This window comes from Salmonella sp. SAL4457, assembly GCF_046548235.1.
Lineage (GTDB): Bacteria > Pseudomonadota > Gammaproteobacteria > Enterobacterales > Enterobacteriaceae > Salmonella > Salmonella enterica.
Map to the genome: position 1 here is coordinate 1 of NZ_JBGDZO010000668.1, position 264 is coordinate 264.

Here is a 264-nt window from a genome sequence, read left to right on the forward strand (position 1 = left end):
GCTCGCGGGCATCGCCGGCTGCCGCCTGGCCTATGTCACGCCGTCACACCAGTACCCCACCGGCGTCACCCTGTCGCTGGCGCGGCGCCTGGAGCTGCGGGAGTGGGCCGAGCGCGCCGACGGCTGGATCGTCGAGGACGACTACGACGGCGAGTATCGCTACAGCGGTACGCCGCGGGCGCCGCTGGCCGCGCTGGACCGACAGGGCCGGGTGCTCTACGTCGGGACCTTCTGCAAGATCGCCTTCCCGGCGTTGCGCCTGGG

1 pseudogene is annotated in these 264 nt (G+C 73.1%); it reads left to right on the top strand.

The features are described 5' to 3' along the window. Nucleotides 1-264: pseudogene (locus ACLJNW_RS25865) on the top strand (PLP-dependent aminotransferase family protein); the annotation flags it as partial.